The organism is Pseudomonas sp. GW821-FHT09E04, from assembly GCF_059416185.1.
Window position 1 is genome coordinate 48,367 of sequence record NZ_JBWKOR010000010.1, and the last position, 25,168, is coordinate 73,534.

Genomic DNA, 25,168 nt, shown 5'->3' on the forward strand with positions numbered 1-25,168 from the left:
AAGCCCGCACTAGGCGGGCTTCTTGTTTTGATTCAGAGACATCTAGAGACATCTGTGAATCGGTACTTGGTGGCTACACAGGGACTTGAACCCCGGACCCCAGCATTATGAATGCTATGCTCTAACCAACTGAGCTATGTAGCCAAGTGGCGCGCATTATTCCCCTGAAATGAAAAAGCGTCAAGCGTAAATTTAAAATATTTCTTCTTATTTTCAACCGCTTATCCTCCCGCACCGAAAAACGGGGCGGGGAGGGCTTTCATCGCAGCTGAAATCTCCCGGTATTCGCACTCAAGGCGTGGCTGCCCTGACTCAAGGTGTCCGCCGCGAGGTTCACGGCCCGGGCGCCTTCGAGCAGACGAACCGCCGCTTGATCGACCTGCTGGATATTGCCGCTGACTTCATCGGCGGTGCTCGCCTGTTCCTCGACCGCCGTGGCGATCTGCGCGAGGGTGTCGGTGACGCTCTGCACGGCGCTGGCGATTTCTCCCAGGCGTTCGCCCAGCCCGGTGACGGCTTCGGCATCCGATTGCGCCTGGCCGCACGCGGCTTCCATCAGGCTTACCGCTTCATTCACCGTCGCACGCAAGCTGTCGACGGTGCCGGCGATCTGCGCGGTGGACGATTGCGTGCGTTGCGAGAGGCTGCGCACCTCGTCGGCCACCACAGCAAAACCGCGACCCTGTTCACCGGCACGAGCGGCCTCGATGGCGGCGTTGAGCGCCAGCAGGTTGGTTTGCTCGGCGACGCCACGAATGGTATCGACCACCAGTTGAATCTGCTGCCCCTGCTCGCTGACACGGCCTAGCGCTGCAGCAGTCTCATTCAGGCGCTGGTTGAGTTGTTGAATGCTCGCCGTGGTGCGCTGGCTGTCGCGGCTGCTGTCGGCGGCGATGCGGCGGGTGTGCTGGGCGCTGCCGGAGGCCTGTTCACAACTCTGCGCGACGCCCTGGGAGGTCGCCGCCAATTGCGTGGCTGCGGCGGCGATCTGGCTGATCTGCAATTGCTGCGCTTCGACTTCGCTGAGAGCGCCACTGGAGTGATCGTTGAGGCTGCGCACTGCGTTGCTCAGTTGCGAGGTCTCGTGATCGACGCCCAGCAGGCTGTTGCGCAATTGCACCACGGCCACGTTGAGCGCGGTGCTGATCGACGCCAGTTCATCTCGGCCCACGACCGGCACTTGCAGGCTCAGATTGCCGTCGCGCAAGGCTTCGGCGAGCACCGTAATGCCGCTGGCGCTGCGACGGATCGAGGCTTGCAGGCAGACGAACAGATACAGCGCTGCCAGCAGCAGACAACCGAAGACCGTCGCCACAACGATGAACTGACGAATCGCCGAGCTGTGGTAGTCGTCCAGGCGCTGATCCAGCGACACCAGTGATTGTTGGCGCAGCGTGGCGAGGTTGCCGAGCAGGGCATCGAGGCTGCGCTCGAACTCTTCAGGTTTGAGATTGATACTGCCGCCGAAGACGCCGTCATCCAGCACTTTCAACCCGGCATCCAGCTGCTTGAGGCTGTCGTGGTATTGCCCGGCCCAGCCTTGCAGGGCGCTCGGCAGACGCGCTTCGAGCAGGCCGGCAGTTTTTACAAGCTGCTCGCGAGCATCGCCGATGCGGCTGCGCAGATCACGCAGTTGCAGGCGGCTTTGCAGGGTGAACTGCCCGGACACCACAGACGCCTGGCCCACGGCTGCCAGTCGGCCGACCCGTTCGATCAGGTCCGGTGCATGTTGAGTGGAAATCTGTGTCAGCAGATAGGTTTCCAGCCATGGCGCGAGGATCAGGCGATTGTCCATCGCGATTTGTTCGCGCAACGCTTGCAGGGCGCTGAGGGCGTTGGTGAAGCGATCGTAACCGTCCGGCCACCAGCCGACGCCGGCCAGACTCTTGGAGTCCAGACCACCGAGTGCGGTTTGCAGGGCCTGATAGCGAGCCAATGTTTCACCTTCCGCGCCTTCGGCTTTCAACGCATTACCCAGATCCAGTGTGGCTTGGGCGACGGCAGGTTGCACGCCGTCGAATGCGGCCATGGCGGCGAGGGTCGCGGGCGTCGGCTGGCGGTTGGTTTCCGTGGCACGCCAGCGGGCGGCGCGGTCGCGCTGGGCGGCGAGCAGATTATCGAGTGCATCGAGGGCGAGCAACTGACGCACACCGGCACGTTCGCCGGAAATCAGGTTGAGCTTGTCGCGATAGTCCTGGCCGATCATCAACAGGCTACCGGCCAACGGCAGAATGAACAGCAGAAACAACAACTGGAATTTACGCGCGAAGCCAAACCGCCCCAGCAATTTGATCCCCGGTGATAAGAAAGCCTGCATGCCCCATGACTCCTCTGGACACCACGCACCATTGGCGTGCATCGCGTTCGTTGCGAGCGCGATCAGTGCCCTGCTAAAAGGCTTCGAAAGTCCACTCTCGTCCGCTCTGTAGGCAGACTCTGTAGCAAAACTTCCCATTCTCGATCCCCTTTGTAAGGGGGCCGCGTTCAAGCGGAGAAGCAAGGCAAGAATCAGACCATGGCTTTGCGCTATCACTTGCGTTGCGATGAATGAATAGTTCGTTAGCTGGCTAAGGGGATGGCGCTGGCGCACCGAAAAATGGCACATTGACGCACCTGCCCGTGTGCACCCATCTGCTGTACGGAAACTCCCATGGCTATCAGCAACGTTCAGACCGCCGCTGCGTCGGCGTCCGCTCCTCCACAAAGCAGTCCTCTGGTGATGCGCATCATCGGCGCGGTGGCGCTGGCGCATTTGATCAACGACCTGATCCAGTCAGTGCTGCCATCGATCTATCCGATGCTCAAGGCCAACTACGGCTTGACCTTCACCCAGGTCGGCCTGATCACCCTGACGTTCCAATTGACCGCTTCGCTGTTGCAACCGTGGGTCGGTTACCACACTGACCGGCACCCGAAACCGTGGCTGTTGCCGGCCGGTTCCGTGTGTACGTTGATCGGTATTGTGATGATGTCGATGGTCGGCAGTTTCCCGCTGATTCTGCTGGCGGCAGCGCTGATCGGCATCGGCTCCTCGACCTTCCACCCCGAAGCGTCTCGTATCGCGCGGTTGGCGTCGGGCGGGCGCTTCGGTCTGGCGCAATCGACCTTCCAGGTCGGTGGTAACGCCGGTTCGGCTTTCGGGCCGTTGCTGGCGGCGGCAATCATCATTCCATTTGGGCAGGGCAATGTGGCGTGGTTCGGGCTGTTCGCGGTGTTTGCGCTGTTCGTGCTGTACCGCATCAGCCGTTGGTACGCCCATCACCTGAACCTGTTCAAGCTCAAGGCTGGCCAGGCGGCGACTCACGGGTTGTCGAAGGGCAGGGTGACCAGCGCGCTGGTGGTGCTTGGATTGCTGGTGTTCTCCAAGTATTTCTACATGGCCAGCCTGACCAGTTACTTCACCTTTTACCTGATCGAGAAGTTCGACCTGTCGGTGGCCAGTTCGCAGTTGCACCTGTTTCTGTTTCTTGGCGCGGTGGCGGCAGGCACGTTCTTCGGCGGGCCGATTGGCGACAAGATCGGGCGCAAGGCGGTGATCTGGTTCTCGATCCTTGGCGTTGCACCATTCACGCTGCTCATGCCGCATGTCGACCTGTTTTGGACCACTGTTCTGAGCGTGGTGATCGGCTTCATCCTCGCTTCGGCGTTCTCGGCGATTGTGGTGTACGCGCAGGAACTGGTGCCGGGCAACGTCGGAATGATTGCCGGCGTGTTCTTCGGGTTGATGTTCGGCTTTGGCGGGATTGGTGCGGCGTTGCTCGGGCATCTCGCGGACATTCACGGCATCGAGTACGTGTACTTCCTGTGCTCGTTCCTACCGTTGTTCGGGGTGCTGGCGATTTTTCTGCCAAGAACCAAAAAAGTCTGACGGGCTGAATTTCAGGCACAAAAAAGCCGCGTATCAAACGCGGCTTTTTTTGGGTGCAGCTTTTACACGTTGAAGCGGAAGTGCATCACGTCGCCGTCTTTGACGATGTAATCCTTGCCTTCCAGGCGCCATTTACCGGCTTCCTTGGTGCCCGCTTCGCCCTTGTACTGGATGAAGTCGTTGTAGGCGATCACTTCGGCGCGGATGAAGCCTTTCTCGAAGTCGGTGTGGATCACGCCAGCAGCTTGTGGTGCGGTGGCACCGACGCGGACGGTCCAGGCGCGGACTTCTTCGACACCGGCGGTGAAGTAGGTCTGCAGGTGCAGCATTTCGTAGCCGGCGCGGATCACACGGTTCAGGCCAGGCTCTTCCAGGCCCAGGGCCTCGAGGAACATGTCTTTCTCTTCACCGTCGTCCAGCTCGGCGATTTCCGCTTCGATCTTGTTGCAGACCGGAACGACCATGGCGCCTTCTTCTTCGGCGATGGCCTTGACCACGTCCAGGTGCGGGTTGTTCTCGAAACCGTCTTCAGCAACGTTGGCGATGTACATGACCGGCTTGGTGGTCAGCAGGTGGAAGCCTTTGATCACCGCTTTCTCATCGGCGCTCATGTTCTTCATCAGGCTGCGCGCAGGCTTGGCTTCTGTGAAGTGAGCGATCAGTTGCTCCAGCAGGGCTTTCTGAACGACTGCGTCCTTGTCACCGCCCTTGGCATTGCGCGCGACTTTCTGCAGTTGCTTCTCGCAGCTGTCGAGGTCGGCGAAGATCAGTTCCAGGTCGATGATTTCGATGTCGCGTTTCGGGTCGACGCTGTTGGAAACGTGGATCACGTTTTCGTCTTCGAAGCAGCGCACGACGTGAGCGATCGCGTCGGTTTCACGGATGTTGGCCAGGAACTTGTTACCCAGGCCTTCACCTTTCGAGGCGCCGGCTACCAGGCCTGCGATGTCGACGAATTCCATGGTGGTCGGCAGGATGCGCTTCGGATTGACGATGGCCGCCAGGGCGTCCAGACGCGGATCCGGCATCGGCACGATGCCGCTGTTCGGCTCGATGGTGCAGAAGGGGAAGTTCTCGGCCGCGATCCCGGATTTGGTCAGGGCGTTGAACAGGGTGGACTTGCCGACGTTAGGCAGGCCGACGATGCCGCAATTGAATCCCATGGTGTTTCCCCTCGGATAAGAGTCAGGCCTTCTGGCTGTGCAGGTTTTTCATCGCGCGGTTCCATTCACCGGCGAGGATATCCGGCAGCACGCCGAGGGCAAAGTCGATGCTGGCATCGAGTTTTTCCTGTTCGGCGCGTGGCGCACGACCCAGGACGAAATTTGAAACCATACTGGCGACGCCCGGGTGGCCGATGCCAAGCCGCAGGCGGTGGAACGTATTCTGATTGCCCAATTGCGCAATGATGTCGCGCAATCCGTTGTGACCGCCATGACCGCCGCCAACCTTGAGCTTGGCGACGCCCGGAGGCAGATCGAGTTCGTCGTGCGCCACCAGGATTTCTTCAGGCTTGATGCGGAAGAAACCGGCGAGTGCCGCCACGGCCTGGCCGCTGCGGTTCATGTAGGTGGTGGGAATCAGCAGACGAACATCCTGACCCTGATGCGAAAACCGCCCGGTCAGGCCGAAATACTTGCGATCGGCCACGAGATTCACATTCTGTGCGTGGGCGATGCGCTCAACAAAAAGGGCCCCTGCGTTATGCCGGGTCTGTTCGTATTCAGCGCCTGGATTTCCCAGGCCAACGATCAGTTTGATGGCAGTCACGATAGGGGCCCTTCCTTGGAGTGGTGGATAACATCGCCGCGATCAGGGAAGGCGGCGAAAGTGGACGAAAAATGCTCATTTACCATGGATGTAAACTCCGCGTTCTCGCCCGCTTTCTCGCTACGTTCCAGTCCGCGATGTTACCTGCTCACTCCGGCTTCACAGAGTGAATTACTCTGCTGCGCCTTCGGTAGCTTCTGGAGCAACACGTGGAGCGTGGACGTTGGCAACAGCCAGGTCGTTACCGTGAGCCAGAGCAACGAACTCAACGCCTTTAGGGGCTTTGATGTTCGACAGGTGAATGATCGAACCGATTTCAGCGTCAGCCAGGTCGACTTCGATGAACTCAGGCAGATCTTTTGGCAGGCAGGAAACTTCGATCTCGGCAACAACGTGCGAGATTTCGCCGCCTTTCTTCACTGGAGCAGCTTCGTTGATGAAGTGCACAGGAACGATAGCGGTCAGTTTCTGGCCAGCTACAACGCGTACGAAGTCAGCGTGCATCACGTGGCCTTTGGCCGGGTGACGTTGCAGAGCTTTGATGATCACGTTTTGCTTGGTGCCACCAACGTTCAGCTCGATGATGTGGCTGTAAGCCGCTTCGTTTTCGAGCAGTTTGGCAACTTCTTTGGCCAGCATGCTGATGGATTCAGGGGCTTTGTCGCCACCGTAAACAACAGCTGGAACCAGGGCGGCGAGACGACGCAGGCGGCGGCTCGCACCTTTCCCCAGGTCGGAACGCGCTTCAGCATTCAGAGTAAAATCGTTCATTTTGTATCTCCAAAATAGCCATGACCGAGTGGCGTTTGCGACCAGCGCCGAACACGGTATGGGCAAAAAAGCCCCGCCCCGGCAGGAATGCCGGGGCGGGGCGCTTTTCGTCAACGAGACATTTCGAGAAGGGCAGGGCCCTTAACGGAACATCGCGCTGATCGATTCTTCATTGCTGATGCGGCGAACCGCTTCGGCAACAACCGGTGCGATATCCAGTTGACGGATACGTGCACAGGCTTGTGCTGCAGCGGACAGCGGGATGGTGTTAGTGACCACCAGCTCGTCCAGCACGGAATTTTCGATATTCTCGATGGCCCGACCCGACAGCACAGGGTGTGTGCAGTAGGCAAAGACCTTGGCTGCGCCATGCTCTTTCAGGGCCTTGGCCGCGTGGCACAGAGTGCCGGCGGTATCGACCATGTCATCGACCAGAATGCAGGTGCGCCCTTCGACATCACCGATGATATGCATCACTTCAGAGTGATTGGCTTTCTCACGGCGTTTGTCGATGATCCCGAGATCCACGCCCAGGGACTTGGCAACGGCACGTGCACGCACGACGCCACCAATGTCCGGGGACACGATCATCAGGTTCTCGAAGCGCTGATCTTCGATGTCATCCACCAGAACCGGGGAGCCGTAGATGTTATCTACCGGAATATCGAAGAAACCCTGAATCTGGTCAGCATGCAGATCAACCGTGAGAACACGGTCGATGCCGACTACGGTAAGCATGTCAGCGACGACTTTCGCGCTGATAGCCACACGTGCGGAACGCGGACGGCGATCCTGACGGGCATAACCAAAATAAGGAATAACAGCAGTGATACGAGTAGCCGAGGAGCGGCGGAAGGCGTCAGCCATCACTACCAGTTCCATCAGGTTATCGTTGGTCGGAGCGCAAGTCGGCTGAATAATGAAAACGTCTTTACCGCGAACGTTTTCATTGATCTCGGCTGTAATTTCGCCGTCGGAGAATTTACCGACAGAGATGTCACCGAGAGGGATATGCAGCTGACGTACAACACGCCGAGCCAGATCGGGGTTAGCGTTCCCCGTAAAGACCATCATCTTGGACACGCGCAGTACCTGAAGGCTGAGGGTATACCTGGATGAGTATAGGAAAATGGCAGGGGCGGCTGGATTCGAACCAACGCATGGCAGGATCAAAACCTGCTGCCTTACCGCTTGGCGACGCCCCTGTATCTGTTGCTTGCAAGTGCCGGGCACTTGGTTCCTTTAGAGCAGACTTTGCAGCTTGCGATGCAACATCGAAACGTTGCTTCCTTTCGCTACAAACCCTGTAAGGGTCTCTGTCAGAAGGGCCGAGACTTTATCAGCTTCAGCTTTGCTTGGGAAGCCCCCAAACACACAACTTCCAGTTCCGGTGAGTTTTGCTTCGGTAAAATTACCTAACAAATTCAATGCGTTACGTACTTCTGGATAACGCCTTGCTACCACCGGCAAGCAGTCATTTCGACTGTTTCCCTCGGGAACGGGGCGCACTTTAATGGGCGGCGTGTTACGTGTCAACAACGGATCTGAAAAAATTTCTGCCGTACTAACAGAGACTTGCGGAACGAGCACGACATACCACGGTTCGACGGGCTCGACAGGGGTCAGTTTCTCGCCGACACCTTCGGCGAAAGCCGCGTGCCCGCGCACGAAAACCGGGACGTCGGCACCCAGGCTCAGGCCCAGTGTTGCCAGCCGATCTTCATCCCAGCCCAACTGCCACAGATGATTGAGGCCGAGCAGCGTGGTCGCCGCATTCGAGCTGCCGCCACCGATGCCACCGCCCATCGGCAGGATCTTGTCGATCCAGATATCGATACCGAGGGCGCAACCGGATTGTTCCTGAAGTCTTTTCGCCGCCCGCACGATCAGGTTGCTGTCGTGGGGCACGCCGTCGAATTCGGTGTGCAGGCGAATCACGCCATCGTCGCGCACGGCGAAGGTGATTTCGTCGCCGTAGTCGAGGAACTGAAAAATCGTCTGCAGTTCGTGATAGCCGTCTTCACGGCGACCGAGAATGTGCAGCATCAGATTGAGTTTGGCCGGAGAAGGCAGCGTCAGGCGTGGAGCGGTCATGCTTACTGCCCCAATTTACGCGGTTGCCAGGTCTTGATGACCAGCGTCACGTCCAGATCGGTGCCGTGCAGTTTGATCCGCTCGGGCAACCAGTAACCATTCTGTTCGGCATAACCCAGGTATTCGACCTGCCAGCCGTCCTGCTCCAGATTGGCCAGGCGACTGTCGCCATCGAGGGTCAGGCGGCTCTTGCTGGCCGGAGCCGGCAGGCCGCGAACCCACCAGGCCAGGTTCGATACCGGCAATTTCCAGCCGAGCTGTTCTTCCAGCAGGACTTCCGGGGACTGTGCGTCATAGCGGCCCTGGTTGGCGACTTCCAGCGAAACCTTGCCCGGGCGACCGGTCAACCGCGCCGCGCCGCGACCCAATGGGCCGGACAGGCGGATGTCGTAGTAATCCTGGCGCTGCAGCCAGAACAGCGTGCCGCTGCCCGAGTCTTTCGGGGCGCGGATGCCGATCTTGCCGTCGATCTGCCAGCCATCGAGGCCGGTCAGTTGCTGTTTGTTAGCGGCCCATTGTGCCGGGCTGCCATGGCCCTCGACCGATTCGCGAGCGCCAAAACCCGCGCAACCGGCGAGCAGGGCGATGAAGCTGAAAACAATAACGTGGCGCAAAAACATGAGTTAAAGAGTCTCGGATCCGGTCAGGCGCTTGATGGTGCTGCGCAGAATGGTGCTGTCGGGCTGATCCTTGAGGAACTTGCCCCAGATTTGTTTCGCTTCGCGCTGATTGCCCTTGGTCCACAGGACTTCGCCCAGGTGAGCGGCGACTTCGTGATCGGGGAAGCGCTCGAGGGCCTGGCGCAGGTACTTCTCGGCGTCATCCAGGTTGCCCATGCGGAAATTCACCCAGCCGAGGCTGTCGAGTACCGCCGGGTCTTCCGGATTGATCTGGTGGGCCTGCTCGATCAGCGCCTTGGCTTCGGCGTAGCGGGTGGTGCGGTCGGACAGGGTATAGCCGAGGGCGTTGAGGGCCATGGCATTGTCCGGATCGCGCTTGATGATCAGGCGCAGGTCTTTTTCCATCTGTGCCAGGTCGTTGCGTTTTTCCGCCTGCATTGCCCGGGTGTAGAGCAGATTCAGATCATCCGGGTATTGCAGCAACGCCTGTTGCAGGGTTTTCCAGGCCTTGTCGCCCTGATTGTTGGCGGACAGGGTCTCAGCCTCGATCAGGTACAACTGGATCGCGTAATCCGGCTGCGCATCACGTTCGGCGGCCAGCTTGCTCTGGGCTTCGGCGGTCTTGCCGTTGTTCATCAGAATATCGGCCTGACGCAGCTGTGCCGGCAGATAGTCGTTACCCGGTCCGACCTGGGCGTACTCGATCAGCGCGCCTTGCGGGTCGTTGCGTTCTTCGGCAATGCGGCCCAGGTTCAGGTGCGCGGAATCGACATGGCTTTCGCGGGCGATCAGGTCTTCCAGGTAACCCTTGGCCTCATCCCAGGCCTTGGCTTCCAGGCAGACCAGTGCCAGCGAGTAACGCAGTTCGTCGTCTTCCGGGTATTGCTGGACCAGGGTCGAGAACTCGACCTTGGCGTCATCCATCCGGTCCTGTTCCACCAGCATCCGCGCGTAAGTCAGGCGCAGGCGCTTGTCGTCCGGGTACTTCTTGATGTTTTTCTGCAGCAGCGGCAGGGCCTCGTCGCCACGGTTCAGCCCTTGCAACAGGCGGGCGCGCAGCAGGATCGGGGCGATTTCGCCGTCGTCCGGCGGATTGTCTTCGAGCAGGGTCAGCGCACCTTTGGTGTCGCCGTCCTGCTGCATCAGCAGGGCCTTGCCGAAAATCAGCTGATTGTTGTGCGGGTGACGCTGCAGCAGACGGTCGAAGCTCTTCATCAGACCGTTGCGGGTTTCCTGATCGGTGTCGGCGGCCGACAGCGCGAGGAAGTCGAAATGGGTGTCGCCCTTGCCCTGCAGGACTTTCTCCATATAGACCATCGAGTCGTCATAGCGCCCGGCGCGTGCCAGTTGCACGGCGGCGGCGCGTTGCGCTTCGAGGTCATCCGGGGCGTTTTTCGCCCAGATCAGCGCGGTATCCAGCGCCGGTTGATCCGCGCCCAGGTACTCGGCAATGCGGAACGCCCGCTCGGAAACGCCCGGATCCTGGGTGTTGATGGCCTGGGTCACGTAGTTGTCCAGGGCAATGTCGAAACGATTGCGCTGGCCTGCGAGTTCGGCGCTCAGCAGGCTGAAAACCGTTTCTTCGCTGAACGAGCTGTAAACCTTGGGCTTTTCAGGGGCTGGCGTGGTGTCTTCGACCGATGAGGTGCCATCGTGCGAAACGGGGGCCAAGGCCTGGCAGCCGCTGAGGAAGACAAAAGCAAGGAGCAACGCGGAAGATCTATTCATATAGGAAGAGGACGACTAACCTGCGGTCGGATCATCATGACACAAGCCTTCGGCCAAACATAACCGAGTCTCGATTGTGGCCATTATAGGGGCGGACAATTGGGACAATAGTCAGCGGTAGTTGTTCTGAATCTGACGAAGTAGGACAATTGCCGGCTTCACGTCACCATCAGCGACCTTGAATGGCCTTCCTTGCACTCGGTATCAACCACAAGACTGCTTCAGTAGACGTCCGCGAGCGCGTGGCCTTTACCCCTGAGCAGCTGGTGGAGGCCTTGCAGCAGCTCTGCCGGCTCACCGACAGCCGCGAAGCTGCGATCCTTTCCACCTGCAATCGCAGTGAACTGTATATAGAACAGGATCAGCTTTCGGCCGATATCGTGCTGCGCTGGCTGGCCGACTATCACCATTTAAGCCTCGATGAGCTGCGCGCGAGTGCTTATGTGCACGAAGATGATGCGGCAGTTCGTCACATGATGCGGGTCGCCTCCGGGCTCGATTCGCTGGTGCTGGGCGAACCGCAGATCCTCGGCCAGATGAAATCGGCCTACGCCGTGGCCCGCGAGGCCGGCACCATCGGGCCGTTGCTGGGCCGGTTGTTTCAGGCAACGTTCAATGCTGCCAAGCAAGTGCGCACCGACACCGCCATTGGTGAAAACCCGGTGTCCGTGGCGTTTGCCGCCGTCAGCCTGGCCAAACAGATTTTCAGCGACCTGCAACGCAGCCAGGCCCTGCTGATCGGCGCCGGCGAGACCATCACCCTGGTCGCCCGCCATCTGCATGAGCTGGGGGTCAAGCGTATTGTGGTGGCCAACCGCACACTGGAGCGCGCCAGCCTGCTGGCCGAACAGTTCGGCGCCCACGCGGTGCTGCTCTCGGACATCCCGGCCGAACTGGTGCGCAGCGACATCGTCATCAGTTCCACCGCCAGTCAGTTGCCGATCCTCGGCAAGGGCGCGGTAGAAAGCGCCCTGAAGCTGCGCAAGCACAAGCCGATCTTCATGGTCGACATCGCCGTTCCCCGTGACATCGAGCCAGAAGTCGGTGAACTCGACGACGTTTACCTCTATAGCGTCGACGATCTGCACGAAGTGGTCGCCGAAAACCTCAAGAGCCGCCAGGGCGCAGCGCAAGCGGCCGAAGAGATGGTTTCGGTCGGTGCCGACGATTTCATGGTGCGCCTGCGTGAACTGGCGGCGGTCGATGTGCTCAAGGCCTATCGTCAACAGAGCGAACGCCTGCGCGACGAAGAGCTGCAAAAGGCCCTGCGCCTGCTGGCCAACGGCGGCAACGCCGAAGACGTGCTGGGCCAGTTGGCCCGTGGCCTGACCAATAAACTCCTGCACGCCCCGAGCGTACAGTTGAAAAAGCTTTCTGCCGAAGGCCGCCTCGATGCGCTGGCCATGGCCCAGGAACTCTTTGCCCTCGAGGGCTCACCGGATAGCTTTTCGGATAAAAAACCGCAATGAAAGCGTCACTGCTCAATAAGCTGGATATCCTCCAGGACCGTTTCGAGGAACTGACGGCGCTGCTTGGCGACGCCGAAGTCATTTCCGACCAGACCAAATTCCGCGCCTATTCCAAGGAATACGCCGAAGTCGAGCCGGTCGTCGAAGCCTATAAACAGCTGCTCAAGGCCCAGGCCGATCTGGAAGGCGCCCAGGCGTTGCTCAAGGACGGCGACCCGGACATGCGCGAAATGGCCGTGGAAGAAGTCCGTGAAACCAAAGAGCAACTCATCGAGCTGGAAGCCACCTTGCAGCGCATGCTGCTGCCTAAGGACCCGAACGACGGGCGCAACGTGTTCCTCGAAATCCGGGCCGGCACCGGTGGTGACGAGGCGGCGATCTTCTCTGGCGACCTGTTCCGCATGTATTCGCGTTACGCCGAGCGGCGTGGCTGGCGGGTGGAAATCCTCTCGGAGAACGAGGGGGAGCACGGCGGCTATAAAGAAGTCATCGCTCGGGTTGAAGGCGACAACGTCTACGGCAAGTTGAAGTTCGAGTCCGGTGCCCACCGCGTGCAGCGTGTGCCGGCCACCGAATCCCAGGGCCGGATCCACACCTCGGCCTGCACCGTGGCCGTGTTGCCGGAGCCGGACGAGCAGGAAGCGATCGAGATCAACCCGGCGGACTTGCGCGTCGACACCTACCGTTCCTCCGGGGCCGGTGGTCAGCACGTCAACAAGACCGACTCGGCGATCCGTATCACCCACTTGCCGACCGGCATCGTGGTCGAGTGCCAGGAAGAGCGTTCCCAGCACAAGAACCGTGCACGGGCGATGGCCTGGCTGTCGGCCAAGCTCAACGACCAGCAGACCGCTGCGGCGGCCAACGCCATCGCCAGCGAACGTAAATTGCTGGTGGGTTCCGGTGACCGCTCCGAACGCATCCGCACCTACAACTTTGCCCAGGGCCGGGTCACTGACCATCGCGTCAACCTGACCCTGTATTCCCTCGACGAAATCCTCGCCGGTGGCGTCGAAGCGGTGATCGAGCCGTTGCTGGCCGAATACCAGGCCGACCAACTTGCAGCGATAGGTGAATAAATGACCATCATCGCCAGCCTGTTGCGCGCCGCCGAACTGCCGGACTCGCCCACCGCGCGCCTGGACGCCGAACTGCTCCTTGCCGCGGCGCTGGGCAAGTCGCGCAGTTTTCTTCACACCTGGCCTGAGCGCATCGTGCCGAGCGAAGCCGTGTTGGTCTTCGCCGAATATCTGCAGCGTCGTCGCAGCGGTGAACCGGTGGCCTACATTCTTGGCCAGCAGGGTTTCTGGAAGCTCGATCTGGAAGTCGCGCCGCACACGTTGATCCCGCGTCCGGACACCGAACTGCTGGTGGAGGCCGCACTGGAATTGCTCCCGGCGACCCCGGCCAAAGTGCTCGACCTCGGCACCGGCAGCGGCGCAATTGCGCTCGCTCTGGCCAGCGAGCGCCCGGCGTGGAACGTCACCGCCGTGGATCGTGTGCTGGAAGCCGTGGCCCTGGCCGAACGCAACCGTCAGCGCCTGCACCTGAACAACGCCACGGTGATGAGCAGCCACTGGTTCAGTGCCCTCGAAGGCAAGCGTTTCGAGCTGATCATCAGCAACCCGCCGTATATCCGCGCCGCCGATCCGCATCTTGCCGAAGGCGATGTGCGTTTCGAACCGGAAAGCGCGCTGGTGGCCGGCGTCGACGGGCTCGACGATATACGCCTGATCATTGCCCAGGCGCCGGCACATCTGGAGGCCGGTGGCTGGCTAATGCTCGAACACGGCTATGATCAAGCCGAAGCCGTGCGCGATCTGCTGCTGACGCAAGGTTTCGAAGAAGTCCACAGCCGCACCGATCTGGGCGGCCATCAACGGATCAGCCTGGGGCGCCTGCCGTGCTGAATGATCAGGAATTGTTGCGCTACAGTCGGCAGATCCTGCTGCAACACATCGACATCGATGGCCAGTTGAAGCTCAAGGACAGCCGTGTCCTGATCGTCGGCCTCGGCGGTCTCGGCGCACCGGTGGCCTTGTACCTGGCGGCGGCGGGTGTCGGCGAGTTGCATCTGGCGGATTTCGACACGGTCGACCTGACCAACCTGCAACGCCAGATCATCCACGACACCGACAGCGTCGGCATGACCAAGGTCGACTCGGCGCTCAAGCGCCTGAGCGCGATCAACCCTGAAATTCAACTGGTGCCCCATCGCCAGGCGCTGGACGAGGACTCCCTCGCTGCTGCCGTGCTTGCGGTGGACCTGGTGCTCGACTGTTCGGACAATTTCTCCACTCGCGAAGCAGTCAACGCTGCGTGTGTGGCTGCGCGCAAACCGCTGGTCAGCGGCGCGGCGATCCGCCTCGAAGGGCAGCTCTCGGTGTTCGACCCGCGTCGTGCCGAAAGTCCGTGCTACCACTGCCTGTACGGTCACGGCAGCGAAGCCGAACTGACCTGCAGCGAGGCCGGCGTGGTCGGTCCTCTGGTTGGCCTGGTCGGCAGCCTGCAAGCGCTGGAAGCGTTGAAGTTGCTGGCAGGATTCGGCGAGCCACTGGTGGGTCGCCTGCTGTTGATCGATGCACTGGGCTCGCGCTTCCGTGAACTGCGGGTCAAGCGTGATCCTGGGTGCAGTGTCTGTGGTTCGCACCATGCGTGAGGCGCCGATCGCCGTATTCGACTCCGGCGTCGGCGGTCTGTCGGTGCTGGCGGAAATCCAGCAGTTGCTGCCCAATGAATCGCTGCTGTACCTCGGCGATTGCGGCCACATTCCTTATGGCGAGAAAACCCCGGAGTTCATTCGCGAGCGTTGCAGCGTGATGGCCGGTTTTTTCCGCGAGCAGGGCGCCAAGGCGCTGGTGATCGCTTGCAACACCGCGACCGTGGCCGGCGTCGCTGACCTGCGGCGTGACTTCCCCGACTGGCCGATTGTCGGCATGGAGCCGGCGGTCAAACCGGCTGCTGCCGCCACTCGCAGCGGAGTAGTCGGCGTACTCGCCACCACCGGCACCTTGCAGAGCGCGAAGTTCGCGGCACTGCTTGATCGTTTTGCCACCGATATTCGGGTCATTACCCAACCCTGCCCGGGACTGGTCGAGCGGATCGAAAACGGCGACCTGCACAGCGACGCGCTGCGCCAGTTACTTCACCGCTATGTTGAACCACTGCTGGGCGCAGGCTGCGACACGATCATTCTCGGCTGCACCCACTATCCGTTTCTCAAGCCGATGCTCAAGGCGATGCTCCCCGACGACATCAGCCTGATCGACACCGGCGCCGCCGTGGCCCGGCAACTTCAGCGTCTGCTGGCCGAGCGCGAACTGCTCGCCGAGGGCCCGAACCACCCCGCGAAATTCTGGACCAGTGCCGATCCGCAATCCCTGAAAAACATCCTGCCGTTGCTGGGACAATTGCCCGGCGATGTGCAAAGCTTCGGTTTGTAAAAAAGTTGCGTCATAACTGAAAAATCAGCTGAACTTCTGTTCAAACGCCGATTTCTATAGCGTCAAGCAAACTAAAAACCATACGACCGTTCGGAAAAGGATGTTTCAAGTGAAGCGACTATTCTGCTTGGCCGCGATTGCGGCCGCACTGATGGGGCAAAGTTTTACCGCGCAAGCCGCGGGTGTGGAATTCGGGGTTGGGGCCACCAGCGATTCAACGATGACGTATCGCCTGGGGATGAATTTCGACTGGGACAAGAGCTGGCTGCAAAGCGATGTCGGTCGTCTGACCGGTTACTGGAGTGGCGCCTACACCTACTGGGAAGGTGACAAGGGCTCCAGCAACAACAGCCTGTCGTTCTCGCCGGTGTTTGTTTACGAGTTTTCCGGCGAGTCGATCAAGCCGTACGTCGAGGCCGGCATCGGCGCTGCGGTGTTTTCCAACACCGAGTACGAAGGCAATAAGATCGGCCAGGCCTTCCAGTTCGAAGACCGCTTCGGTTTCGGCCTGCGTTTCCATGGCGGGCACGAGGTGGGGATTCGCGCGACTCACTATTCCAACGCCGGCATGTCGAGCAACAACGACGGGGTAGAAAGCTACTCGTTGCATTACACGATGCCGTTGTAACACCCATGAAAAAGGAGCGCCCGGCGCTCCTTTTTTGTATTCAGCGATACGCCGTGGCAATCCCCTGGCGTTCGTCGATGCATTCCGGGGCGCCCATTTCGAATTCGCGGCAGATCAGCGGGCGTTTTTCGTAGATCGTGCACATCATCGTGTCGCGATCCAGTGCCGCGCACCAGCCGTCGTCCAGGCGCAACATCACTTCACCACCCCAATCATCGGTATCGATATAGCGCTCGGGCACGCCGGTGTCGGTGATCAGCATGACTTCGAGCTGGCAGCAGCAGGCCGCGCAGGTCGAACAGGTGACTGCGGGCTCGTCGATTGGCTGGAGGGGAATGGTTTTCATGGGCGCCAGTGTACGGCAGTGGCCGATGGACGTGTGAAAGCCCTGACAGACGATCAGTCCTCCAGACGCCCGGACAGTTGGTGCAATAACGGAAACAGCAGCGCCCACAGCAGACCGATGCCGATCAAGGTCGGTAACTCGCCGTAAGGAAATTGCACCCCGGCCAGTCGTCCACCGGCGCAATACGACAGCGCGCCACCGACGGCCCCGAGCAGAGCCGCCAGCCACCATGGCCGGGCGCTCCATTGCAGGCAATGGCGTAACGTCGTGGCGAGCAGTGCCCACAACAACATCAGCCACAGCGGAATCAGCGGCGACAGATCCTTGAACTCGAACACCCCTAGGCCGCGCAAGCCACTGTCCACGGCCGTACCCAGAATCACCACGCTGAGAATCAGTCGACCCTCCGCCGCCCAACTGCTGATCCAGCGCAGATGAATCACCAGCACCGCCAGCGCCACCAGCAACCACAGGCTGTTGCCGCCGAGCACGCAGGCCAGCCAGCCGACCTGGAACAGAACGGCGTTGGCAATCCGCTCAAGCATCGAAGCGCCCGAGCAACGGTGCCGGCATGGCCGCCGGTTTGGCCAACAGCAATTGCGCGGTGCCGATGGTGCGTTCGAGGAAGCCGCCCTCGCAGTAGCACAGATAAAACTCCCACAGCCGCAGGAAATAATCGTCGTAGCCCAATTCGCTCAGACGGCCGTGGGCATGGCGAAAGTTCTCGTGCCACAGGCGTAGGGTCCGGGCGTAGTGCAGGCCGAAATCTTCCATGTGCAGCAGGTTCATGTCGGTGTCGCGGCTGACGATTTCGAGCATCTTCTGCACACACGGCAGGGCGCCGCCGGGGAAGATGTAACGCTGGATGAAATCCACGCCGCGTTTCGCCTGCTCGTAACGCTGGTCCCGAATGGTGATTGCTTGCAGCAGCATCAGGCCGTTGCTCTTGAGCAGGTGCGCGCATTGCTTGAAGTAGGTCGGCAGGAAGCGATGGCCGACCGCCTCGATCATCTCGATCGATACCAGTTTGTCGTACTGGCCGGTGAGGTCGCGGTAGTCCTTGAGCAGCAGCGTCACTCGATCCTGCAAGCCGAGGCTTTCGATGCGCCGGGCCGTGAACGCGTATTGCTCTTTGGACAGCGTGGTCGTGGTGACTTTGCAGCCATAGTGCTGCGCGGCATACAGCGCCATGCTGCCCCAGCCGGTGCCGATTTCCAGCAGGTGGTCGCCGGGTTCGAGCGCGAGTTTCTGGCAGATCCGCTCCAGTTTGTTCAACTGCGCCTGTTCCAGGCTGTCGTCGGGGTGCAGGAACTGCGCCGCCGAGTACATCATGGTCGGGTCGAGAAACTGCTCGAACAGATCGTTGCCGAGGTCGTAGTGCGCGGCGATGTTTTTCTGCGAGCCCTTGCGCGTGTTGCGGTTAAGCCAGTGCAGCCCGCGCACCAGCGGCCGGCCGATTTTCGCCAGTCCGCCCTCCATGCCATCGAGCACCTCAAGGTTGCTGACGAAGACGCGCACTACCGCCGTAAGGTCCGGCGAACTCCAGTAACCATGAATGAAGGCTTCACCCGCACCGATCGAACCGTTGCCCGCGACCATGCCCCACGCCGCCGCATCAAGGACATGAATCTCGCCCAGCAACGCACTGCCCGGCGTGCCGAAGACCTGGCGTTCGCCGTCCTCGATCACCACCAGTTGCCCATGTTTGAGCTGTGCGAGCTGACGCAGAACACCGCGGCGCAGCAGCGAACCGGTGATGCCGTGCGTACTGAACGGGATGGCGGCTCTGGCCGAAACACTAGAGGATTTCATGGCGGTGCTCCTCGGGAGACGCAGTAGCGGTTCGAAAGCTGTCGTCGGCCGTCCGATGGGGAAACAGCGGGGTGCGCTTGAGCAGCAATCGCAGGGCCTGCCAATAGATCGCCAGCGCGGTCTTGGCGGTCATCCAGGGAAAACGCCACAGATGCCGGTGCAGGTTGCGTCGATCAAGAGGTTCGCGTTTCAGGTTGAGCGTGGCGTCGAACAGTTTTTGCTCGCCCTGCCAGTCGGCCATGTGCACGCCCAGGGTTTGTGCGGCGGGGCTGAAGCTCATGCGGTATTCCAGATCCGGTGGCAGGAAGGGCGATACGTGAAACGCCTTGGCCACGGCGAAGTGCTGGTGGAAGTCGCGCACGCTGGTCGGGGCTTGCGCCGGCAGCACATAGTGATAGCGCTCGCGCCACGGCGTGTTGCTGACTTCGCAGAGAATCGCCGCCAGTTGCCCGTCGGCCTCGTGGCAGTAAAAGAAACTCACCGGGTTGAACGCCAGGCCCCAGCTGCGGGGCTGAGTCAGCAGGCAGATCGAGCCCTGCGGCTCGTGACCGAGGGCCTCACCGACCAGCAGGCGTACCGCATCAATCAGCCGCACACCGCGACCGGTAAAGGTCTTGAGGTAGTCGCTCTCGCGAAACGAAAACGGGGCAAACCGGCTCGCGCCTGCCAAGGGCGACAGGTTCCGCACGGCGTCCTGTTCGGCCAGGTCGAGGTAGATCAGCCCGATCCGGTAACGGAACTCATGACGGCGCGGGGCGAATCGCCGATGGGCGATCCAGCCGCTGTAGAGCGCGCTGTTCACAGGTTTTCTCCGAACGCTGCGGCGACGCGTAAAGCGCTGACCACGCCGTCTTCATGGAAACCGTTGGCCCAATAGGCGCCGCAATAATGGGTGTGTTGTGCTCCGTCGAGTTCGGCCCAGCGCTGTTGCGCCGCCACCGCCGCGAGGCTGAATTGCGGGTGGGCGTAGGTGAAGCGGGCAAGCACTTTGGACGGGGTGATGCCGGCACTCTGGTTGAGGCTGACGCAGAACGTGGAGTCGCTCTGAATGCCCTGCAGGATGTTCATGTCATAAGTCACGGCCGCCTGAGTATGGCCGGCCCCGCCAAGGCGATAGTTCCAACTGGCCCAGGCCCGTTTGCGTGTCGGCAGCAGGCGGGTGTCGGTGTGCAGCACCACTTCGTTGTCGGCGTAGGGCAGGGCACCGAGGATTTCTCGCTCGCCACTGCTCGGACTGGCAAGCAGACGCAATGCCTGATCGCTGTGGCAGGCCAGCACGACTTTGTCGAAGTGTTCGATGCCGACGGGGCTGTGGATAACCACGCCGTGTTCGTTGCGTTCGATCCGGTTTACCGGACAGTTCACGCGGATCCGCTCTTTGAATGACTCGGTCAGCGGCGCGATGTAAGCACTCGAGCCGCCCTCGATCACTCGCCATTGCGGACGATTGCTGACCGACAACAAACCGTGGTTCTCGAAGAACCGCACGAAGAACTGCAACGGAAAATTCAGCATCTGGGCCATGGGCATCGACCAGATCGCCGCGCCCATCGGCACGATGTAATGCAGGATGAAGCGCTCGCCGTAACCGCCGGCCTTGAGGTAATCATCCAGCGTGGTGTCAGTGGTTATCCGCTGTTCGGCGAGGTCGCGCCGGGCTTCCTTATTGAAGCGCAGGATGTCGCGCAGCATGCCCCAGAACCCCGGCGACAACAGATTGCTGCGTTGGGCGAACAGGCTGTCGAGGTTGTTGCCGTTGTATTCCAGGCCGGTGTCGGGGTCGGTCACCGAAAAGCTCATCTCGGTGGCCTTGGCGGTTACGCCCAACTGGCCGAGCAAGCGAATGAAGTTCGGGTACGTCCAGTCGTTGAACACGATGAACCCGGTGTCCACTGCGTAATCACGCCCATCCACCGTCACTTTTACTGTGTGCGTATGGCCGCCGACCCAGTCGCCGGCCTCGAACACCGTCACGTCATGCCGGCGATTGAGCAGGTAGGCGCAGGTCAGGCCTGCGATCCCGCTGCCGACAATGGCGATGTTCACGTCAGATCCCTGAGCGGCGGGCTGCGCCGCACCATGCGTTTGCCAATCGCCAGTTGTACCCGCGTCGGCATTTTCGACAATGGCCAGAGCGCAGCCATGAACAGCGCCGGAAAGGCTATCTCCAGAGGCCGCTCCTTGAGTCTGCCGTAGATGTGACTCGCCGCTTTTTCCGCAGGCCAGCTCAATGGCATCGGGAAATCGTTTTTGGCGGTCAATGGCGTTTCGACAAAGCCCGGGCTGATGACCGTGACTTCAATGCCTTCGTCCGCCAGATCGATGCGCAACGACTCGAACAGATACCGTAACCCGGCCTTCGACGCGCCGTAGGCTTCGGCCCGAGGCAAAGGCACGTAAGTGACGGAACTGGCCATGCCCACCAGATGCGGCGCGGTGCCCTTGCGCAGCAAGGGCAGGGCGGCTTCGATGCAGTAACTGCTGGCGAGCAGATTGGTGCGCACCACGTGCTCGATGATCGAGGCGTCGAACTGCTGGGCATCGACGTACTCGCAGGTGCCGGCATTGAGAATCACACTGTCCAGCGACCCCCAGTCCATCGCGATCTGTTCACCGATTTCCCGCACGGTCTGGCTGTTGGTCAAATCCCCCGGCAGCACCAGCACTTGGCCCGGATAGCGTTGCGACAGCACTTTGAGTGGTGTGACCTGACGGGAACTGACCGCCAGGTGTGCACCGGTTTTCAGAATCTCTTCTGCCAGCGCTGCGCCGATGCCACTGCTGGCGCCGGTCAGCCAATAACGGCGTGGCGTTGAACGACTCATCCCAGTCTCCTTTTCAGCCAGGCAATCACCCGGCCCAATACAGGTAGATGTTCATAAAGCAGCGCCCCGGCATCGAAGTAATCCCGGTGGCGATAAACCTTGTCGCGCCAGAGCAGGTGCGAGCAGCCCGTGACGCGAATCAATCGTCCGCCGGCCAGGCGCGGGTGGCGGTAACTCATGACCCAGCGCAGGTAACCTTCGCAGTCGCCGATCTGGTCGAACCCGTGGAAGTCGAACCGCAGCTCGGTGACGTTGGCGTACAGCTCGCTGAAGTAGCTGCGCAATTGCGTCAGTCCCTGCACCTCGTGCAGTGGGTCGGTGAAATGAATGTCCTCGCTGTAGAGCGCGTCCAGGCTGTGCAGGTTGTCCTTGTTCAACTGCGCGAACTGGCGGGCAAAACGGCGCAGGAATTCACTCATGGCCTTCTCCGATAGACGCACGGGAGGGCAGGTTCTTGAACGCCGTCAGCGCCCGTTCCCGTGAAGTGCTCAAGTTGACGATCGGCGGTGGATAGTCCGCTACGCCGAACAGTCCGCCGGCGCTCGCCGGGTTGTGCACGTCCTTTTTGTTCAGTCCGGCCAGTTCAGGAAGCCAGTGCTTGATGAACAGGCCTTCGCTGTCGAATTTTTCCGACTGGCTGACCGGGTTGAAAATCCGGAAGTAAGGCGCCGCATCGGTGCCGGTCGACGCGCTCCACTGCCAGCCGCCGTTGTTCGCCGCCAGATCGCCATCGATCAGGTGACGCATGAAAAAGCGTTCGCCTTCGCGCCAGTCGATCAGCAGGTTCTTGGTCAGGAACATCGCCACCACCATTCGCAGGCGGTTGTGCATCCAGCCGGTTTCGAGCAATTGGCGCATGGCCGCATCGATGATCGGCAGGCCGGTGCGTGCCTCCTGCCAGGCCGCCAGTTCCTGCGGCGCATCGCGCCAGGCCAGGGCTTCGGTTTCCGGGCGGAACGCGCGATGCCGGGACACTCGCGGGTAACCCACCAGAATGTGTTTGTAGAACTCGCGCCACAGCAGCTCGTTGATCCAGGTGACGGCGCCGACCTTGCCGCTTTCGAATTCGCCCTGATTGGTTTGCAGCGCAGCATGCAGGCACTGGCGCGGCGAGATCACACCGGCGGCGAGATAGGCCGAGAGTTGGCTGGTGCCGGGCTTGGCCGGGAAGTCGCGTTCGCTCTTGTAATAGTCGATCTGCACATCGGCGAAGGTGTCGAGGCGTAGTTGGGCCTCTGTTTCGCCGGCAGGCCACAGGTTGCGCAGGGCTTGGCCGGGTGTCGGGAAACCGTCGATGGACTCGGGCACCGGATCGCTGTCGATGTGCAGCGGGGCCTGTGCCGACGGCGCCTTTATCAGCGGCGGCATCGAACGATGCAGACGCTCGTAGCAGACTTTGCGGAACTGGCTGAACACCTGAAAGTAGGTGCCGGTCTTGGTCAACACGCTGCCCGGCTTGAACAGCAATTGATCGAGGTAGCTGTGAAACGCGATGCCCTCGGCTTGCAACGCCTGCTCAACTTCTGCGTCGCGGCGGCTTTCGTGAATGCCATATTCCTCGTTGACGTGAACGGCCTCGACCTTCAATTGCTGGCACAGCTCAAGCAGCACCGCTGGTGCCTGATCCCAGCGCGGGGCGCTGCGGATCAACAACGGGATGTTCAGTGCTGCGAGGCGTTTGCTCAGTTCCCGCAGGTTGCGCAGCCAGAAATCGATCTTGCACGGGGCGTCGTCATGTTCCTGCCATTGCCCGGGGCTCAACAGGTACACGGCCACGGTCGGGCCACGCTCGGCGGCGGCCGTCAGGGCGGTGTTGTCATGTTGGCGCAGGTCGCTGCGCAGCCAGATCAATTGCATGGTGTTCTCGACAGTCTTCATCAAATCAACTCTCGCTCTATCAGCACCTGATGCGCCGCCAGAGGATCTTCGGCCAGGTACAGATCAGCGATCTCGGAGGTTCTTACGGACAACTCGGCGTGGTGGATGCACACCGTTGGTCCGGCAATCATTTTCAGGCAGATGACGCCATTCAACAGTTTCGGCAACTGCGCAAGGTTCATGGCTTTGCTGGAATACAGCAGTACGCCACGGGCCTGCAGGTGATCGGCTGCCAACGCCAGCTCCCCGGCCGGCAGCGGCCAGTCGAACACCTGCACCGGGCAATCGGCACTGCTGATCAACCAGGCGCAGAGCCACAGGTGCGGCTCCAGCAATAAGTCCGACTGATTGACCAGCAGCAGTGGCGCACCGCGCAACTGACGATTGTTATGGTAGATGCGTGCGCCGAATTTGCTACGCAGCCAGGCGTGAAAGAACACCCGTTCCATCTGCGCACCGAACTGGCCCTGCCAGCGCTGTTCGAGTTCCGCCAGCAACGGCATCAGCAATTGCTCGCACAGGGTTCGCGGCGGGTACAACGCCATGGCCTGGTTGACGCTGTCGTCGAGGCTGCGCTCGTTCAATTGGATGACCGCCTGCAGTGCGGCTTGATGCAACGGCTGCCATTCGTTTTCCAGCGGCTCGTTGAAGGCTTGCGGTGTGTCGAGCAGCGGTTTGACCTGACTGACCGCAACGCCTCGGTTGAGCCAGGTGAGGATGGTCTGGATGCGCTGCACGTGTTCGGCCGAGTACAGGCGATGACCTTTAGGCGTGCGCTGGGGCACGATCAATCCGTAACGGCGTTCCCAGGCGCGCAGGGTAATCGCGTTGACGCCGGTCTGGCGCGCGACCTCGCGGATCGGCAGCCAGCCGTCGTCGAGGGCTTTCTTGAAGTCGGCGCCGAGGTCTTCGCGGGCGCTGCTGTCGGGTGAGTCGTTCATCAAATGGCGTTTCGCAGGCTGAGGTTTTCCGGGTGCGGTTGCAGGTAAACCTGTTGCGCGATGTACGGATCGGGGTGTTGGCGAAAGTGATGCTTGAGCAGCGTCAGCGGCACCACCAGCGGCACGATGCCGTGGCGGTACTGGCCAATGACGTGCTGCATTTCCTGTTTGTCTTCGGTGCTGATGGCCCGTTTCAGGTAGCCACTGATGTGCTGTAACACGTTGCTGTGGGTGCGGCGCGTGGCGCAGGTGCTCAGCGCCGCCATCAATTGGCTGAAGTAGCGCGGGCCGAGGGCCACGGGATCGATTCCGCTCATGTTGCCCAGCAGATTGCCCAGCGCCTTGTATTGCACCGGGTTGTGGGCCATCAGCAGGTATTTGTAACGTGAGTGGAAGTCGGTCAGGGCGCGGCGGCTCAGGCCGTGTTCGAGCACCTGTTGCCAGTCGCTGTAGGCGAACACTCGGGTGATGAAGTTTTCCCGCAGGACCGGATCGTTCAGGCGCCCGGCCTCTTCCACGGGCAAGTCCGGGTGTGCAGCGCAGAACGCCTGGGCGTAGATCCCGCGCCCGCTGCCGATCGGCGCGCCGTTGTGGTGATAGACCTTGACCCGCTCCAGCCCGCAGGACGGCGATTGCTGCATGAAGATGTAGCCGCAGATGTCATCGAGTTCGGTGGCCATTTTCTGGCCATAAGCGGACAGCGCATCGGTGACGTCGGTCTCGCGATGAACAGTGCCGAGGGCGTGGGGATGATCCGGGTCGCCCACCAGGCGAATCGGCTCGCGGGGAATGCCCAGGCCGATCGCGACTTCCGGGCAGACCGGGACGAACTGGAAATACTCAGTGAGGGTGCGGGTGCACAGTCGCGATTCCTTGTGTGCGCCGTTGTAGCGCACTTCGGCCCCCATCAGGCAGGCGCTGATGGCGATCTTGGGTGGGGACAATTCGGACATGGAGGCACCTCGAATCTGAATT

Annotated in this window: 25 protein-coding genes and 2 tRNA genes; 7 read left to right on the top strand and 20 right to left on the bottom strand. The window is 60.9% G+C overall.

Features of this window, described 5'->3' with window-relative positions; genetic code table 11:
• Positions 1-67: 67 nt before the first annotated feature.
• Positions 68-144: transfer RNA gene (locus AC07N4_RS28190), tRNA-Met, on the bottom strand.
• Between the two features lie 115 nt (positions 145-259).
• The gene (locus tag AC07N4_RS28195; RefSeq protein ID WP_493066610.1) at positions 260-2,317 is read right to left on the bottom strand and encodes a methyl-accepting chemotaxis protein; all 2,058 of its coding nucleotides are present in this window, start codon (positions 2,315-2,317) and stop codon (positions 260-262) included.
• 333 nt (positions 2,318-2,650) lie between these two features.
• Between AC07N4_RS28195 and AC07N4_RS28200 the strand changes: the two genes are divergently transcribed.
• Complete coding sequence (locus tag AC07N4_RS28200; protein WP_096822726.1) at positions 2,651-3,868, top strand: MFS transporter; 1,218 nt, start codon at positions 2,651-2,653, stop codon at positions 3,866-3,868.
• Positions 3,869-3,930: 62 nt separating this feature from the next.
• Here the strand turns inward: AC07N4_RS28200 and ychF are convergent, their stop codons facing one another.
• The 8 genes from ychF to AC07N4_RS28240 form a co-directional block, all read right to left on the bottom strand.
• Positions 3,931-5,031 (bottom strand): redox-regulated ATPase YchF, encoded by a 1,101-nt coding sequence (ychF, locus tag AC07N4_RS28205; RefSeq protein ID WP_096822727.1) that lies wholly within the window; start codon positions 5,029-5,031, stop codon positions 3,931-3,933.
• A gap of 22 nt (positions 5,032-5,053) precedes the next feature.
• Positions 5,054-5,638, bottom strand: a complete 585-nt coding sequence (gene pth / locus AC07N4_RS28210) for an aminoacyl-tRNA hydrolase (protein ID WP_007951726.1) — start codon at positions 5,636-5,638, stop codon at positions 5,054-5,056.
• Between the two features lie 171 nt (positions 5,639-5,809).
• Complete coding sequence (locus AC07N4_RS28215) at positions 5,810-6,409, bottom strand: 50S ribosomal protein L25/general stress protein Ctc (protein ID WP_102621216.1); 600 nt, start codon at positions 6,407-6,409, stop codon at positions 5,810-5,812.
• Positions 6,410-6,550: 141 nt separating this feature from the next.
• Positions 6,551-7,492: a ribose-phosphate pyrophosphokinase gene (locus tag AC07N4_RS28220; RefSeq protein ID WP_003171603.1), complete on the bottom strand. Its 942-nt coding sequence runs from the start codon at positions 7,490-7,492 to the stop codon at positions 6,551-6,553.
• Positions 7,493-7,539: 47 nt separating this feature from the next.
• Positions 7,540-7,614: transfer RNA gene (locus AC07N4_RS28225), tRNA-Gln, on the bottom strand.
• 37 nt (positions 7,615-7,651) lie between these two features.
• Positions 7,652-8,503: a 4-(cytidine 5'-diphospho)-2-C-methyl-D-erythritol kinase gene (ispE, locus tag AC07N4_RS28230; protein WP_493066609.1), complete on the bottom strand. Its 852-nt coding sequence runs from the start codon at positions 8,501-8,503 to the stop codon at positions 7,652-7,654.
• 2 nt (positions 8,504-8,505) lie between these two features.
• Complete coding sequence (gene lolB / locus AC07N4_RS28235) at positions 8,506-9,123, bottom strand: lipoprotein insertase outer membrane protein LolB (protein WP_096822732.1); 618 nt, start codon at positions 9,121-9,123, stop codon at positions 8,506-8,508.
• A 3-nt stretch (positions 9,124-9,126) separates the two neighbouring features.
• Positions 9,127-10,851, bottom strand: a complete 1,725-nt coding sequence (locus tag AC07N4_RS28240; RefSeq protein WP_192558981.1) for a tetratricopeptide repeat protein — start codon at positions 10,849-10,851, stop codon at positions 9,127-9,129.
• A gap of 182 nt (positions 10,852-11,033) precedes the next feature.
• Here AC07N4_RS28240 and hemA point away from each other — a divergent pair, with 182 nt between their 5' ends.
• The 6 genes from hemA (at position 11,034) to AC07N4_RS28270 (ending at position 16,391) form a co-directional block, all read left to right on the top strand.
• Entirely contained in the window at positions 11,034-12,320 is a 1,287-nt protein-coding gene (gene hemA, locus AC07N4_RS28245; RefSeq protein WP_007951716.1) for a glutamyl-tRNA reductase, read from the top strand.
• Complete coding sequence (gene prfA, locus AC07N4_RS28250) at positions 12,317-13,399, top strand: peptide chain release factor 1 (RefSeq protein WP_096822736.1); 1,083 nt, start codon at positions 12,317-12,319, stop codon at positions 13,397-13,399. The genes hemA and prfA overlap by 4 nt, the downstream gene beginning before the upstream one ends.
• Positions 13,400-14,230, top strand: coding sequence for a peptide chain release factor N(5)-glutamine methyltransferase (gene prmC, locus AC07N4_RS28255; protein WP_493066608.1), 831 nt, complete (start codon positions 13,400-13,402; stop codon positions 14,228-14,230).
• Positions 14,224-14,979, top strand: coding sequence for a molybdopterin-synthase adenylyltransferase MoeB (locus AC07N4_RS28260; RefSeq protein ID WP_096822740.1), 756 nt, complete (start codon positions 14,224-14,226; stop codon positions 14,977-14,979). Before prmC ends, AC07N4_RS28260 begins: the two co-directional genes overlap by 7 nt.
• Complete coding sequence (gene murI / locus AC07N4_RS28265) at positions 14,972-15,763, top strand: glutamate racemase (RefSeq protein ID WP_102621219.1); 792 nt, start codon at positions 14,972-14,974, stop codon at positions 15,761-15,763. Before AC07N4_RS28260 ends, murI begins: the two co-directional genes overlap by 8 nt.
• A 109-nt stretch (positions 15,764-15,872) precedes the next feature.
• Complete coding sequence (locus AC07N4_RS28270) at positions 15,873-16,391, top strand: acyloxyacyl hydrolase (protein ID WP_102621220.1); 519 nt, start codon at positions 15,873-15,875, stop codon at positions 16,389-16,391.
• Positions 16,392-16,431: 40 nt separating this feature from the next.
• Here AC07N4_RS28270 and AC07N4_RS28275 read toward each other — a convergent pair whose 3' ends face one another.
• From AC07N4_RS28275 to AC07N4_RS28320, 10 genes are read right to left on the bottom strand one after another with little or no spacing between them, the layout of a single operon-like run.
• A complete protein-coding gene (locus AC07N4_RS28275) occupies positions 16,432-16,737 on the bottom strand; it encodes a YkgJ family cysteine cluster protein (RefSeq protein WP_096822743.1) in 306 nt (101 codons plus the stop codon).
• Between the two features lie 53 nt (positions 16,738-16,790).
• Positions 16,791-17,282: a DUF2878 domain-containing protein gene (locus AC07N4_RS28280; RefSeq protein WP_102621221.1), complete on the bottom strand. Its 492-nt coding sequence runs from the start codon at positions 17,280-17,282 to the stop codon at positions 16,791-16,793.
• Positions 17,275-18,549: an SAM-dependent methyltransferase gene (locus tag AC07N4_RS28285; protein ID WP_096822747.1), complete on the bottom strand. Its 1,275-nt coding sequence runs from the start codon at positions 18,547-18,549 to the stop codon at positions 17,275-17,277. Before AC07N4_RS28285 ends, AC07N4_RS28280 begins: the two co-directional genes overlap by 8 nt.
• Positions 18,536-19,351: a DUF1365 domain-containing protein gene (locus AC07N4_RS28290; protein ID WP_493066607.1), complete on the bottom strand. Its 816-nt coding sequence runs from the start codon at positions 19,349-19,351 to the stop codon at positions 18,536-18,538. The genes AC07N4_RS28285 and AC07N4_RS28290 overlap by 14 nt, the downstream gene beginning before the upstream one ends.
• Positions 19,348-20,595 (bottom strand): NAD(P)/FAD-dependent oxidoreductase, encoded by a 1,248-nt coding sequence (locus AC07N4_RS28295; protein WP_493066606.1) that lies wholly within the window; start codon positions 20,593-20,595, stop codon positions 19,348-19,350. Before AC07N4_RS28295 ends, AC07N4_RS28290 begins: the two co-directional genes overlap by 4 nt.
• Entirely contained in the window at positions 20,592-21,374 is a 783-nt protein-coding gene (locus tag AC07N4_RS28300; protein ID WP_493066605.1) for an SDR family NAD(P)-dependent oxidoreductase, read from the bottom strand. The genes AC07N4_RS28295 and AC07N4_RS28300 overlap by 4 nt, the downstream gene beginning before the upstream one ends.
• Complete coding sequence (locus tag AC07N4_RS28305) at positions 21,371-21,793, bottom strand: nuclear transport factor 2 family protein (RefSeq protein WP_493066604.1); 423 nt, start codon at positions 21,791-21,793, stop codon at positions 21,371-21,373. Before AC07N4_RS28305 ends, AC07N4_RS28300 begins: the two co-directional genes overlap by 4 nt.
• A complete protein-coding gene (gene phrB / locus AC07N4_RS28310) occupies positions 21,786-23,231 on the bottom strand; it encodes a deoxyribodipyrimidine photo-lyase (RefSeq protein ID WP_493066645.1) in 1,446 nt (481 codons plus the stop codon). Before phrB ends, AC07N4_RS28305 begins: the two co-directional genes overlap by 8 nt.
• Positions 23,232-23,251: 20 nt before the next feature.
• Positions 23,252-24,193 (bottom strand): MerR family transcriptional regulator, encoded by a 942-nt coding sequence (locus tag AC07N4_RS28315; RefSeq protein WP_493066603.1) that lies wholly within the window; start codon positions 24,191-24,193, stop codon positions 23,252-23,254.
• The gene (locus AC07N4_RS28320; RefSeq protein WP_493066602.1) at positions 24,193-25,146 is read right to left on the bottom strand and encodes a YbgA family protein; all 954 of its coding nucleotides are present in this window, start codon (positions 25,144-25,146) and stop codon (positions 24,193-24,195) included. Before AC07N4_RS28320 ends, AC07N4_RS28315 begins: the two co-directional genes overlap by 1 nt.
• Positions 25,147-25,168: the final 22 nt, after the last annotated feature.